We start from the raw sequence: 729 nt of genomic DNA, 5'->3' as shown, positions 1-729 counted from the left end.
CCAAGCTGCTCTGGCTGACCTTCAGCATGGACCAGAAACACTTTGGGTTTCTGTCCCGTATTGAGCCCAATAGTCTGCAGCCGGTTCAGTAACATAAACCACAGGGACTCACTCAAGGGAGATGTAATAGTCACCGTAGCTCCTGCCTGAATCTGATTCTCTAATGCAGTGTTAAGAACGCTGTAACCTGCTTCATTGATCATGGCGGGATTCAGCCATTCCCTGAGAGTACACTGATTCACAACAATGGGAGTTTTCGGGGGACTGGTCACCCGTTCAACGGACGACTCATACAGACTGGCCAGTTCTCCCTCACCGACACTGGCCCGGTAAAACTGAACATCGTCTGGTAAGTAACAGGTTTGGCCATTACTCTCGTACTGCTTTTGTTCTTGCAACGAGGCTATCTTCTGTTGAAACGTCAGATCGGACCAATCCGCACCCTTGAGTATTATTGCCTGCCCCGGCTGTGCCATGGCCAGCGCCCCTTGAATATGGCGTATTCTGCCCTCCTTATCCACGCCTGGCCCGCCAAAGAAAAGGCGCCTCCAGTCATGCTGCATATGGCAATTCACTATCAGGGGAGGAACTGTCGTGTGCACGGATTCAGAATACTCGGCCAGCGATGCACCATTATCGACACCCATGGTGTCATCAGCCTGTGCCGCCACAAGGTCACCCGTTTTCCACGTATTGCCGGGACGATCGACACGACGCCAGAAATCAGCA

At 52.4% G+C, this 729-nt stretch carries 1 protein-coding gene; it reads right to left on the bottom strand.

The genetic code is table 11. The annotated features are described in order from the left end of the window. Positions 1-729 (bottom strand): hypothetical protein (locus E1189_RS22415; RefSeq protein WP_196220887.1); only part of this gene is annotated, 729 nt, incomplete at both ends.

This window comes from Parendozoicomonas verongulae, assembly GCF_009711465.1.
Lineage (GTDB): Bacteria > Pseudomonadota > Gammaproteobacteria > Pseudomonadales > Endozoicomonadaceae > Sansalvadorimonas > Sansalvadorimonas verongulae.
Note: the sequence above shows the minus strand (reverse complement) of the source record. Positions and strands in the feature narration are given on the sequence as shown.